Annotated in this window: 14 protein-coding genes, 1 pseudogene and 1 riboswitch; of the genes and pseudogenes, 13 read left to right on the plus strand and 2 right to left on the minus strand. The window is 29.9% G+C overall.

Annotation, left to right across the window (positions count from 1 at the left end):
• Window positions 1-340: 340 nt before the first annotated feature.
• From N4A57_RS10940 to N4A57_RS10950, 3 genes and pseudogenes are all read left to right on the plus strand, one after another.
• Window positions 341-1051: an alpha/beta hydrolase gene (locus N4A57_RS10940; protein ID WP_293658036.1), complete on the plus strand. Its 711-nt coding sequence runs from the start codon at window positions 341-343 to the stop codon at window positions 1049-1051.
• A 220-nt stretch (window positions 1052-1271) separates the two neighbouring features.
• Window positions 1272-1928: a hypothetical protein gene (locus tag N4A57_RS10945; RefSeq protein WP_293658037.1), complete on the plus strand. Its 657-nt coding sequence runs from the start codon at window positions 1272-1274 to the stop codon at window positions 1926-1928.
• A 210-nt stretch (window positions 1929-2138) separates the two neighbouring features.
• Window positions 2139-2306, plus strand: a pseudogene (locus tag N4A57_RS10950) (reverse transcriptase N-terminal domain-containing protein); the annotation flags it as partial.
• An 87-nt stretch (window positions 2307-2393) separates the two neighbouring features.
• On the opposite strand, the gene N4A57_RS10955 reads toward N4A57_RS10950, so the two are convergent.
• On the minus strand, window positions 2394-2771 hold the full coding sequence (locus N4A57_RS10955; RefSeq protein WP_293658038.1) for a retropepsin-like aspartic protease: 378 nt from the start codon (window positions 2769-2771) through the stop codon (window positions 2394-2396).
• On the minus strand, window positions 2768-3019 hold the full coding sequence (locus tag N4A57_RS10960) for a hypothetical protein (RefSeq protein WP_293658039.1): 252 nt from the start codon (window positions 3017-3019) through the stop codon (window positions 2768-2770). Before N4A57_RS10960 ends, N4A57_RS10955 begins: the two co-directional genes overlap by 4 nt.
• A 340-nt stretch (window positions 3020-3359) precedes the next feature.
• Between N4A57_RS10960 and N4A57_RS10965 the strand changes: the two genes are divergently transcribed.
• The 10 genes from N4A57_RS10965 to N4A57_RS11010 all read left to right on the plus strand — a co-directional run bounded on the left by N4A57_RS10965 (window position 3360) and on the right by N4A57_RS11010 (window position 11560).
• The gene (locus N4A57_RS10965) at window positions 3360-3803 is read left to right on the plus strand and encodes a flavin reductase family protein (RefSeq protein ID WP_293658059.1); all 444 of its coding nucleotides are present in this window, start codon (window positions 3360-3362) and stop codon (window positions 3801-3803) included.
• A 288-nt stretch (window positions 3804-4091) separates the two neighbouring features.
• Entirely contained in the window at window positions 4092-4748 is a 657-nt protein-coding gene (locus N4A57_RS10970) for a (Fe-S)-binding protein (protein ID WP_293658040.1), read from the plus strand.
• A gap of 12 nt (window positions 4749-4760) precedes the next feature.
• A complete protein-coding gene (locus tag N4A57_RS10975; protein WP_293658041.1) occupies window positions 4761-4928 on the plus strand; it encodes an Ada metal-binding domain-containing protein in 168 nt (55 codons plus the stop codon).
• 32 nt (window positions 4929-4960) lie between these two features.
• Window positions 4961-5419 carry a glyoxalase/bleomycin resistance/dioxygenase family protein gene (locus tag N4A57_RS10980; protein WP_293658042.1) on the plus strand — a complete coding sequence of 153 codons (459 nt, stop codon included), beginning with the start codon at window positions 4961-4963 and terminating at the stop codon, window positions 5417-5419.
• Between the two features lie 207 nt (window positions 5420-5626).
• A riboswitch (cobalamin riboswitch) is annotated at window positions 5627-5800 on the plus strand.
• Between the two features lie 219 nt (window positions 5801-6019).
• Window positions 6020-7030, plus strand: a complete 1011-nt coding sequence (locus N4A57_RS10985) for an ABC transporter substrate-binding protein (RefSeq protein ID WP_293658043.1) — start codon at window positions 6020-6022, stop codon at window positions 7028-7030.
• Window position 7031: 1 nt separating this feature from the next.
• Window positions 7032-8093, plus strand: coding sequence for a FecCD family ABC transporter permease (locus N4A57_RS10990; protein ID WP_293658060.1), 1062 nt, complete (start codon window positions 7032-7034; stop codon window positions 8091-8093).
• Window positions 8086-8868, plus strand: coding sequence for an ABC transporter ATP-binding protein (locus N4A57_RS10995; RefSeq protein WP_293658044.1), 783 nt, complete (start codon window positions 8086-8088; stop codon window positions 8866-8868). The genes N4A57_RS10990 and N4A57_RS10995 overlap by 8 nt, the downstream gene beginning before the upstream one ends.
• Before the next feature lie 21 nt (window positions 8869-8889).
• Entirely contained in the window at window positions 8890-9684 is a 795-nt protein-coding gene (locus tag N4A57_RS11000) for a sirohydrochlorin cobaltochelatase (protein WP_293658045.1), read from the plus strand.
• Between the two features lie 474 nt (window positions 9685-10158).
• Window positions 10159-10650: a VanZ family protein gene (locus N4A57_RS11005; protein WP_293658046.1), complete on the plus strand. Its 492-nt coding sequence runs from the start codon at window positions 10159-10161 to the stop codon at window positions 10648-10650.
• Window positions 10651-10738: 88 nt separating this feature from the next.
• Window positions 10739-11560, plus strand: a complete 822-nt coding sequence (locus tag N4A57_RS11010; protein WP_293658047.1) for a hypothetical protein — start codon at window positions 10739-10741, stop codon at window positions 11558-11560.
• Window positions 11561-12100 lie beyond the last annotated feature (540 nt).

Here is a 12100-nt window from a genome sequence, read left to right on the forward strand (position 1 = left end):
GAAGAAATCATGAGAAGAAGAAAGGAACTGTATGAATCAGCACGTAGGCTTAATCCTCAAAGATTTAATAAAGGTATAAGAAAGTGGGACGTTCCTAAAGCTGTTGCTTTAAATCCAACAGATGAAATTAAAGATTCGCTTGAAAATGATGTAATATAATTTTTCAAAGAATAGATATTTTAATAAGTGAGTCTTTTTTAAAAATTAAATGGTAAAATATTCAAGATGTGTATTTCTTAAAAATCGACCATAACAAAAAGATTAAATTTTATACGACAACTCTATTGACAAACACCGTTAAGACAAAATTATATTTATATTTTATGGAGGAAAAATTGAGATGATAAAACAAAATTTTAAAATAGAAAATATCCCTGCAATTTTGTGGGGTGACAAATCAGATAAGTTATTCGTAGTGGTGCATGGTAATATGTCAAATAAGACAGACGACTCCATTGTTGTATTTGCAGAAGAAGCAACTGCAATAGGTTATCAAGTGCTTAGTTTCGATTTACCTGAACATGGTGACCGCAAGGAGGAAGCCTATGATTGCAAAGTTCAAAATTGTGTTCAAGATCTTAATACCATTATGCGATATGCACAATCATTATCAAATAGTATAAGTGTATTCGCTTGTAGCATGGGAGCATATTTTAGCCTATTAACATATAGCCATGAGCCTTTGAAACAGTGTTTATTTCTCTCTCCTGTGGTAAATATGGAGCGTATCATAAATAATATGATGACATGGTTTAGCATAAGTGAGAATAGGCTAAAAACAGAAAAAGAAATTCCTACACCTATTGGACAAACACTCTATTGGGATTACTACTGCTATGTGAAAGAACATCCTATTGTCACCTGGAACAATCTAACTTCAATTCTCTATGGTTCAGAAGATAACTTATGTGAGTTTGATGTAGTATCTGCGTTTGCGAAACACTTCGATTGTGCTTTACAAGTAATGGAAAATGGAGAGCATTATTTTCACACCGAAGAACAACTGCAATTTTTCAGAAAGTGGCTAAAAAAACATATCTGCACCAAATAAAAAAATTGCCACGTAGTTTTTTAGATACTAGAGCCTAGTTTCTAGTGTTTGGCTTCTAAAAAATTTTATGTCACAACTTTCTTATTATGTGAAAGATTATATAGGTGAAAAGCATCATCACTTCCTATAACATATAATTCAAGCTATCCTACTCAGATCATGTAGGACACCTTGAATTGTCAGACCGTTGGATGCCATGAAGCATATGAGGGAGGAAGATATGCGAAAAAAAAGAAACTTAATTAATATATTTATTATTATCCTTACTATTTTACTGAGTATGATAACAGTAGGATGTGAAAAAAAACAAGAAATAAAAAAAGTAAATAATTATGGAAAGATAACATTGAAAAAATTTACAGATGAAGAAGAAATCTTATTAAATTCTGTATGTGATAAGCATTTTGGATTTCAACTACATCAAAGGGAAGTTGATAACAGATGCGTTAAGTTTTGGGTAGATTATTATGAAAATGGAAAGAAGAAAGAAACAATACCTATAGGCATGATAGTTATGGAAAACTTTAAAAAAAATCCTAATGTGATAATGCTATCAATTAATAAATACAATACGGTTGAAAAGAGAGTAGAATTATGGAACATATCCCTTACAAGAGGAAAAGAAGATAAGAAAATATTTAAAATGATTAATAAACCAAATGAAGAAATGTCTTTCTATAAATGGCAAGGGGTAAGTGAAGTAGACATAATTAGTAGAAAGCCAATAACTTTAGTAAGCTATATAGAAAATGGCATAGAGAATATAAGTGAAGTCCCTTTGCTAGTAGATTTAAATCAAAATGAAAAAAAATATATGGGACAGGTTTTAAAAAATAAATATGTGTATCTTTTGAGATGTCAATTTATTGATCAGTAGCGTAATTGTATTTATTAAGGCATAACTATAAAATTGATTGACTACGGCATCTAACATAGATTTTCTATCATCCTACTAAAAAAATGAAGGACGACGGAGATTCTAAGGACGTTAGACGCAAAAGTTAATAACATTTAATCTAGGATTGCAAAATCAGTTTCGGAGAACAGATGAAATCTAGTTAAGAAGTTAAAATAATTACTTACAAAATCATTTTATGCAAAATTATTAGCAGTAAAGAAGGTAACATCTAATAAGGGGAAAAGAACTACAGGAATTGATAATGAAAGTTGGTTGGCTCCAAGCAACAAGTATAAAAGGGCTATTTCTCTTACAAGTATAGTAGGTTTGGTTCCACAGGAGTATAGAATAAGCTGACATTGGCTTTCGGTTATCACAAGAAGTATATGAGAAGACAGGAAGCCTATATTAATTAATAGAAAGGTTACAACATATATTAAAATATTATCTTTTATAAATTATATTCATATTATCTAAGTTAATTATTGCATTGGATTTTATCAATACATCAAGACCTAGTAGACCATTAATATTTTCATCTACAGTACCTATATAAAAATCTAAATTGTTTATTGTTAAATCATCAAGAATTATACTATCAGCTTTCCGTTTTATATAATTATAGATACCATTAACTCCGTAAAAGGTCTCTATTTCATCATCGATAGTTACATGAAAGTCAAGTGATTCTAAAGCAGAAGGTTCAATAATACAAAAAGATGCCCCTGTATCAACAACAATATTATCTATTTCAATTATTTTGCCATGATAACTTAATTTAATAGAAGTAAATAATAGATTATTTTTATATTCGAGATTCAATTAGAAATTCTTCTAAATAAACCTAGATTTTTAATTAATTTTGTTTTTATAACATCATGGCTGGTATGAAAAACAATACTATTTCCTGTGCTATGGGTTAATTCTAATGTGGCTTCTTTGTCATCAGAGATTATTTTAAGAATTTCCATGTCGTCAATGTATAAATATCCATTATCTTTATGAGAATTAAGAATGCGAAGTTTTACCCATTGATTTGGATAGAGGGCTCTCACATCATTCCACTTCATAACAATCACTCCTTGGAGAATATTTTATAATAATAGTTTATCATAAATAATTAAGTTGATACATGAAAAATCAAGATAAAGAGATTGATGATGAAGTAGTACTTAAGTTGTTAGATACTGATGATAGGGATGAACTATTTCGGTTGACAGATTTTTGTCGTTCATATCTCAGAGAGTGGCGTCCTTGGGTATATGGCACAAAGAGTGTTGAGGACACTAAAGTGTTTATTGAAATGAGAAAAAACAATTTGCACCAGAAGGTGGGTTTCAAGCTGGAATTTGGTATAAAGGTAATATTGTAGGAGTTATTGGATTAGTATTAGGAAATTATTTTTTGGCTATGTTTGGTGTATTTCATTTTTATTCCTTCAATCCACCTTCAGTTATGATAGGAATAAAACCTGAAAAATATACACATGAATTAATTGATTTACATAAGGAATTTATTATCAATATTCCAACTACAGATCAACTAGAAAAGGTAAAAATCTGTGGGAAATTAACAGGTAAGGATAGTGAAAAATTTAAAGAAACAAGTTTTACTAGACAAAGAGGGAAAAGGATAAAAAGTTTTTTGATTGAAGAATGCACAGTTAATCTTGAGTGTAAGGTCGTACATAAGATTGAACATGGTGGTAGTCATACATGGTTTATTGGAAAAATAGAAGAAGTACATGTTGATTCAGAATATAGTAGAAGTAATGCTTTAATGTTTTGGCTTGGCCAATTTAGAGAATTAGGAGAAATAGTAGAAGGAAGAAAAGATGATGAAATTTTTTTATAAAGCTGTAATAATACTATTTAATTAAAAAACAAAAGATGTATTAAGTTATAATTTAGAAAATAGGATTCGATACATTATGACGCAACTGTAGAATAAAGCGTAATAGGGAGTATTTATATAACCTTTGAAAAATTATATTGGTATTTTTCGAGAGAACACAGAAAATTCCAACTATAAAAATGAGAAATACAAAATCGAGAAAATTTTTTGTTTATCTCCTGCTAAAATTAAAGAATAAGCAAGAGGTGGACTAATAAAAGTCAATTTTAGGCAGGAGGATAATATATTATGATAAAAACATATTTTAATCCAGGCTGTGCTTTAAGTATATATAAGCCTGAAATAGAAAATAAAATTTTAAAGTTTTTGAATGAAAACTATGGGAAGGTTACGTTGCATAAAATATGCTGTAAACATGATCCACAACTTGAAGCAGGCTCGTTGATTATCAATGTCTGTGCTGGATGTGATAAACGTTTTAGAACCTTATACGAGGGAATATCAACAATCTCTTTATGGGAAGTACTTGATGGATTGGATACATTTCAATATCCTGACTATAAAGGATTGAATTTGTCGGTACACGATGCCTGTCCTGTGCGTGAAAAGCCACAGGTCCATAAGGCTATACGAAATCTGCTTAAAAAGATGAACTTTCATATTGTTGAAACAAAGTTTTTTGGCACGAGATCAGTATGTTGCGGAGATACTTTTTATCCTAAGTTACCAATTGAAAAGGTTCACGAAAAAATGAAAGAACGAGCAGACTCTATGCCTTGTGATGATGTTTGTGTATATTGCATTTCCTGTATAAAAGCAATGCACATTGGAGGAAAAAAACCTAGACATATGATTGATCTTCTAATGGGTGAAACAACTGAACCACAGATATATGATACTATACAGTGGCACGAACAATTACAAGACTATATTGATAAACATTAAGGAATGATTAATATGACTGATGAAGAAAAATGGAACGCTGTTATTGAAAACAACATTGATAACGATGGTAAATTCTTTTATGCAGTAAGGACTACAAAAAATTTTTGCAGACCATCCTGTAAATCAAAAAATCCCTTTAGAATCAATGTGGTTTTCTTTCACAACAAACAAGAAGCGTAAAATGGGGATTAACAAAATTGGGAGGTATGGATATGAAATTTAAACTGGCACTATTAGCTGTTAAGAATGTTAATGTTTCTAAACAATTCTATCAAGAAATTTTTAATCAGAAAGTAGTTCTTGATTTAGGAAGAAATGTAACGTTTAGCGGTGGATTTGCAATACAAGAGGATTTTGCATGGCTCACAGATTTACCAGTTAGCTCTGTGGTAGAAAAGTCAAATAATATGGAATTATATTTTGAAGTAGATGATTTTGATGCATTTATACAAAAGTTGGAGAGCTATAAGAATATTGAGTATGTTCATGAACCAAAAAAATATGAGTGGCAACAACGTGTTGTTCGTATTTATGACCCAGACTATCATATTATTGAGATAGGAGAATCTATGGGGGTTATAGCAAAGCGTTATCTTAATGAAGGTTATTCCATAGAGCAAACATCACAAATTATTCAACATCCTATAGAATTTGTTAAAATGTTTATATAAGGATATTAAATGTTTATTATTAATTTGGTTTTGAATGAGCTCTAGGAGGGATTATCATGGAGGAGATTAAAACAGAGAGATTAGAACTAAGGACTTTGAAAATTGAAGATTTAGATCAAGTGATGAACTTTTGGGGAAATAATGAAGTTATGAAATATTGAAATTTGTAAAAGCAATTGTTATAATTGTAGTGATTGGGTTATGACAATTAGATATTTTGTTTTAGGTACCAATATAAGGTTTAATAGGGAAAGTGATGAAAATCCACTGCAGCCCCCGCTACTGTATACGGAGACGAAGCCAAATCCACTGGATGAATCTGGGAAGGATGGTAGAGAATGACCCGTGAGCCAGGAGACCTGCCTAAAGCTGTATATGGAACTTCGGAGGGAAGTAAGACCATAGGGTAGAACTATTAAAAGGTCTTTTATTTTAGTAAAGTTTTTAAATTAATAGAGATACACTGTGCCTCCGTTTTTGCGGAGGTATTATTTTTTCTCTAGTATTTTAATCGTATTAATTTTGTTAAATTTAAAAGATTTAATATGGTCCTACAAAGTTATGTTATTAAAAATACAAAGATAAAAAAGGAGAATGTAAATGAAAAAAATATCTTTACTTCTAGTGTTTCTTTTAATGCTTTCATTTAGTTGGTGTACAAAGGATGAAACTACAAAAGTTGTAAATGAAGATGTGAAAACTGAAGAGACGAAGGAAACAATTGAATATGAGCCTGTAACATTTAACTATAAAATTTATGGTGCAAATTATGAAGTAACATTTGAAAAAGCTCCAAAAAGGGCTGTCACATTATCTCAGTTTATGACAGAAATGCTTTTAGCTCTAGGTCTTGAAGATAAAATGGTAGGCACAGCTTTTATGGATAATGACATTTATCCAGAATTTAAGGAGGCTTACGAAAGTATACCTGTCCTTTCTGATAAATATCCTTCTAAAGAAGTATTGTTTTCTGTAGAACCAGACTTTGTATCTGGATGGACATCAGCTTTTAATGAAAAGAGAGTAGCTTCAGCTACTGAAATGATGGATAATGGAATAAATCCATATTTAGCCACATCCATAGGGGGAAGTGGTTCATTAGAAGGAGTTTATAAGGATTTTAGAGATTTAGGAAAAATATTTGGAGTAGAAGAAAAGGCTGAGGAAGTAATAGGAAAAATGCAAGAAGAAATAAAAGGGGTTCAAGACAAAATAGGTAACATTTCTGAAGAGGAAATGGTGAAGGTTTTTGTTTATGACTCTGGTGAAAAGGAACCATTTGTTGTAGCTGGTGGAGGAATTAGTGGAGATCTTATAAGACAATCAAAGGGGAAAAATATATTTGATCACATTAAAAAGGGCTATGCAACTGTATCCTGGGAAGAAGTAGTGCAAAAAAATCCTGAAGTGATTGTAATAGTTGATTATGGAGATACGGATTATGATACAAAATTAAACTTCTTAAAAGAGCATCCAGCGCTACAACATATAAAAGCTATAAAAGAAGAGAGATTTGTAAAAGTAAGTCTTGCAGATATGTCACCAGGTATAAGAAATACAAAGGCCATAGAAGAATTAGGAAAGGGATTCTATCCAGAAAAATTTGAGTAAGATGAAGATTTTTAATAAGAAACTATATTTTACAATATTATGTATAACTTTAAGTATGGTCCTTATATTATCCATAATAGCTTCAATTAGTTTAGGACCTGTTACTCTAAATTTTAAAGAAGTATGGGAAATTGTAGTTAATAAATTGTTATTCAAAGAGATTTATGAATGTACCTGGAAAAAATCTACAGAAAGTATTGTTTGGAATTTGAGGCTTCCTAGGACCTTATTAGCCATAATTGTTGGAGCAGGTCTTTCCCTTTGTGGTATAATGATGCAAGCTTTAACTAAAAATCCACTAGCTGATCCATATATTTTAGGTGTATCATCAGGTGCATCTACGGGAGCCGTAATCATAATAATATATGGACGTTTTAGCGTATTTGGAATAAATAATGTTTCCATAGGCGCTTTTATTGGGGCATTACTTACAAGTGTATTAGTTTTTATATTATCTAGACAAAATGGTGTTTTTTCATCAACACGTCTAGTACTAACAGGTGTATCAGTAGCGGCTCTTTTTTCAAGTATAACGAATTTTTTAATATTTACAGCACAAGATCATTCAAAGGTTCATGAAGCATTATTTTGGATGACAGGAAGTTTAGGAGGAGCTAAATGGGACAAGTTATTACTTCCTTTGGCTTGCCTACTAATTTCCTATGTGTTTGTAATTATATTTTCAAGAGGTTTAAATAGTTTATTGTTAGGAGATGGAGTAGCAATTACTTTAGGGGTAGATACAAAATTTTTGAAAAATATGACTCTTTGTTTAGGAAGTATTCTAACGGGATTTATGGTATCAATAACAGGGGTCATAGGATTTGTAGGGCTTATAGTTCCACATATATGTAGAACATTAGTAGGATCAGATCATAAAAGGGTATCTACACTAGCTATTTTATTAGGACCTATTTTACTTCTTTGGGCAGATATTTTGGCTAGGATCATAGCTAGACCTGAAGAAATACCTATTGGAGTAATTACTGCATTTTTAGGAGCACCATTTTTTATATGGCTAATTAGGAAGAGCTCCTATTCTTTTGGAGGAAAAAATGGATAGATTAGAAGTTTCCCATTTAGAATTTTCTATAGATGATAAAAAAATAATCGATAATATAAATTTATGTGTAAAAGAAAATAAATTTGTTGGACTTATTGGACCAAATGGATGTGGTAAGTCAACATTACTTAAAAATATATATAGGTTATATAAACCTCATAAAGGAACCATATATCTAAATGGAATAAATATAGAAAAAATAAAAAATAAAGAAATAGCTCAAAATATGTCAGTTGTTTCTCAAGAAAATAATCATCAATTTGATTTTACTGTGAAGGAAATAGTATTAATGGGAAGATATGCACATAAAGGTCTCCTAGATAGTAATAATCAAAAGGATGAAGAAATGGTTTTGGATTCTTTAGAAAGAGTGGGGTTAAGAGATTTTTATGATAGAAGTTTTCTTAGTCTATCTGGTGGAGAAAAGCAAAGGGTTTTAATAGCTAGAGCATTGACCCAAAATGCAAATACCATAATACTAGATGAGCCTACCAATCATTTGGACATTAAATATCAGCTTCAAATAATGGATGTTATAAAATCCTTAAAAGTAACTACTTTTGCTGCAATACACGATTTTAATATGGCATCTAATTATTGTGATTATATATATGTGATGGAAAAGGGGAAAATTAAGTATTTTGGAATACCAGAGAAGGTATTAACTAAAAAGATATTTCAAGAGGTATTTGGAGTTAAATCTCATATTTCTAAGAATCCTTTTACAAATAAAATTCAAATATCATTCTATTCAGATTCTTATAACCCTGTATAAATATAGATTAGAGGTGGGAAAATGGAAAAAACATATAAAAAGGGCATTTTAGTAGTTAGTTTTGGAACCAGTTATGAACATACTAGAAAGGCAAATATTGAAGCGGTAGAAAATAGGATTAAAGAAGAATTTGAAGGTTATGAAGTTAGAAGAGCTTTTACATCAAATAAAGTTATAAAGAAATTAAGGGAAAGAGACAATATAATTGTAGATACTCCTTATGAGGCTTTAAATAGGATGAAAAAAGATGGATTTGAAGAAGTGACTATCCAACCTCTTCACATTATACCTGGCATAGAATATGAAAAGATAGTTTCAGTGTTAAGTGAATATAATGGAGAATTTAAGAGGATTGTGTTAGGAAGGCCAATTTTATACAGTGTAAATGACTATAAAGAAGCAGTGGATGCCTTTAAATCACAACTTCCTAGTATGAAAGAAGATAGTGCCGTTGTACTAATGGGACATGGAACATATCATCCTTCAAATGCTTGTTATGCTTGTTTGCAATCTTTCTTTAATGACGAAAAATTAAACGTTTATGTTGCAACGGTAGAAGGTTATCCTGAGATAGATCATATAATACCAAAGTTGAAAGATAAAAATATTAAAGAGGTTACCTTAATGCCATATATGTTAGTGGCGGGAGATCATGCCATAAACGATATGGCATCAAGTGAAGAAGATTCATGGAAATCCTTATTAGAAAAGGAAGGGTTTATTGTAAAAATATATCTTCATGGCTTAGGAGAAAATCTTGACTATCAAAATATTTATGTGAATCGAGTAAGAGAAGCCATAGAAGAAATTAATTAGAATAGGTGGTAAAGTAAAGGACATGGGTCATGAAGTGGTGAACCATCTTCTTTATTTAAAATAAAAATCTGGGCATATTATTTTAGATATATGCCCAGATTTTTTGGAATTTTGAAATAACATATAGAAGAAACTGGATTGAATATATAGGATATAGGAAAACTAGAATAAAGAGAGTTATGGATATAATAGATTTCGTAATAAAAAACTGACTTTATGTGAGCCTACTTCAGGAAAATATATTGAAAATTTTTTCCACCCAAGTCCCTGTCACAATCAAAAGTGTGAATCTCCGTAGATAGGTTCATGAATCATGTTGAAGCAGCATAGGATGTTGTGACGTTCCACAATTCCAAAAATTTTCAATATATTTTCCATTGTAGGCAAGTTACTGCATAAAGAAAACTTAGTGCTACGAAATCTAAAAGCATATGAAAATTATTCATGTTGCTAATATTGATTAGGAGATAAATTATGAATGGAAGAATGAATTTAAGAAACAAAGGGAAAAGGGAAAATAAGATTTTTTATTTAATATCATCTATCATGTTTTACGGATACATATTATTTTTATTTTGGAGAGTATTTTTTTATGCCTATGGGTCCTATTATAGATCATCAAGTGAAATTATTAGTTATAATATAATACCCTTTAAAACAATTATAAATTACCTTGCCAGGTTTAATGCATATCCCTTAGATGTTTGGTTCTTCAATCTCTTTGGAAATGTGATGGCTTTCATGCCTCTAGGGTTTTTTGTACCCATTGTATATGGAAGGATTAAAAAATCAAAATATATTATATATATTGGATTTTTAATGAGTTTATTTATAGAGGTATTACAAATTATCACTAGGCTAGGGACCTTTGATGTGGATGACATTATATTAAATACTATGGGAACATTAATAGGATATGTGGTCTATAAAGGAGTAGGAAAATTTTTAAAAGATGCCTTATTTTAAGATTGAGAAATCTATAATGTTTTAGCATATATAAGACGATATATAAATGGTAAATAAATACAAAAACGTTAAAAGGGGAGGAATATATATGCGTATAGGCATTTCAACTCAAAGGCAAATTGGATCAGTAAATTCTAATTATTTATATAAATCCAATTTATCTAAAAAACAAGTTGGAAAAAATAGAAATGATAATAAGGTGAATAATCATAATAAAAAAAGTATGGTTATAAGTGGAAAGGCAATGGCCTTAGGTGGAAAGAAAAATAAGAACAATAGATTAGAGAAACTAATGGAACAAAAAACTAATTTAATAAATAATAAAAGTACATTTATGGAGAAAGCTTTGAAAAGGGGTGAAGATCCACGAACTATTAAAGAAAAGGTTAAAAGTATGAATGAGCAAATTGAAAAAATTGATAAGGAGATAAATAAAATTCAATTAGAGGAACAACATAAGGCAAGTGGCAAGGAAGATAAAAGTAAAAAAAGTAAAAAAAGTGAAAATTCCATTAAGGATGAAGAAAAAAAATCTTCTATGGACAGTATAATATCTATCACTTCCCACATGAAAAAAATTGAGAATTTATCACGCCATAGAACACAAATGGTTGGGGAAAAGCGAGTTTTAAAGAGTGAAATAAAGATAGATGAGGGAAGGGGAATTAATCCAGTTAATAAGAGGAAAAGACTTGAAAAATTAGATGATAATATTAAAAATATTGCGGAGAAATTTGGACAAGAATTAAATGAAGAGATTAAGAAAAATGGACAAGGAAATGATTTAAATGATGAAAAGAAAAAGTCAGGAAAGCCAATTAATATGATTGTAAAAAAGGAACAGGCATATGGAAATCATAATAATTATAAGTCTAAAGACAAAGGTGGAGAAATTAATATAATAGCATAGGGCCTATCTGACCATATAAAAATTAAATTTATGGGCTGTATATATGGTTATAGGGAAGGTGAATTTATTAAAAATTCCCATTTGTAAAAAAAAATTTCATATTTGAGGAGAGGTAACTACAAAGCTACCTCTCCTTATTTTATTAGAAAGATTATATGTCTAAAGATTTTATTGTAAGGAATTAAAATGATTAATTATGAAGAATTTATTTTATATTTCTAATCCTATTTGGTGTTATAATAGATGGTGAATAAATAAAAGTATATTACAGGTAAATACAGGGGAATTATAAATATTTAAGAGAAAGTAATTTAAAAAGGACCTAAGAATGGTCAGAACTTAGCAATTTGAGTAAAGAACCTTAGGAGTAGGTTTATCCTATGCACTATATGCAAGTACATCTAAAAAATTATTCCACAATGGACAAAGGGAATTAATTATAAATTCTTATGAAGGTAAGGAAAAAAAGCAAGAAAATTGCAAATGGAGAAATTTGGGAGTGAATTAAAAAATAGTATAAATATATTATTTAAAAATAAT

The sequence above is a fragment of the Anaeromicrobium sp. genome, assembly GCF_025210435.1.
GTDB lineage: Bacteria > Bacillota > Clostridia > Peptostreptococcales > Thermotaleaceae > Anaeromicrobium.

Excerpts from the sequence above, each read along its gene's own strand:
- N4A57_RS10940 (WP_293658036.1), top strand. The coding sequence starts at position 341 with ATGATAAAACAAAATTTTAAAATAGAAAATATCCCTGCAATTTTGTGG.
- N4A57_RS10945 (WP_293658037.1), top strand. The coding sequence starts at position 1,272 with ATGCGAAAAAAAAGAAACTTAATTAATATATTTATTATTATCCTTACT.
- N4A57_RS10960 (WP_293658039.1), bottom strand. The coding sequence starts at position 3,019 with ATGAAGTGGAATGATGTGAGAGCCCTCTATCCAAATCAATGGGTAAAA.
- N4A57_RS10965 (WP_293658059.1), top strand. The coding sequence starts at position 3,360 with ATGTTTGGTGTATTTCATTTTTATTCCTTCAATCCACCTTCAGTTATG.
- N4A57_RS10970 (WP_293658040.1), top strand. The coding sequence starts at position 4,092 with ATGATAAAAACATATTTTAATCCAGGCTGTGCTTTAAGTATATATAAG.
- N4A57_RS10975 (WP_293658041.1), top strand. The coding sequence starts at position 4,761 with ATGACTGATGAAGAAAAATGGAACGCTGTTATTGAAAACAACATTGAT.
- N4A57_RS10980 (WP_293658042.1), top strand. The coding sequence starts at position 4,961 with ATGAAATTTAAACTGGCACTATTAGCTGTTAAGAATGTTAATGTTTCT.
- N4A57_RS10985 (WP_293658043.1), top strand. The coding sequence starts at position 6,020 with ATGAAAAAAATATCTTTACTTCTAGTGTTTCTTTTAATGCTTTCATTT.
- N4A57_RS10990 (WP_293658060.1), top strand. The coding sequence starts at position 7,032 with ATGAAGATTTTTAATAAGAAACTATATTTTACAATATTATGTATAACT.
- N4A57_RS10995 (WP_293658044.1), top strand. The coding sequence starts at position 8,086 with ATGGATAGATTAGAAGTTTCCCATTTAGAATTTTCTATAGATGATAAA.
- N4A57_RS11000 (WP_293658045.1), top strand. The coding sequence starts at position 8,890 with ATGGAAAAAACATATAAAAAGGGCATTTTAGTAGTTAGTTTTGGAACC.
- N4A57_RS11005 (WP_293658046.1), top strand. The coding sequence starts at position 10,159 with ATGAATGGAAGAATGAATTTAAGAAACAAAGGGAAAAGGGAAAATAAG.
- N4A57_RS11010 (WP_293658047.1), top strand. The coding sequence starts at position 10,739 with ATGCGTATAGGCATTTCAACTCAAAGGCAAATTGGATCAGTAAATTCT.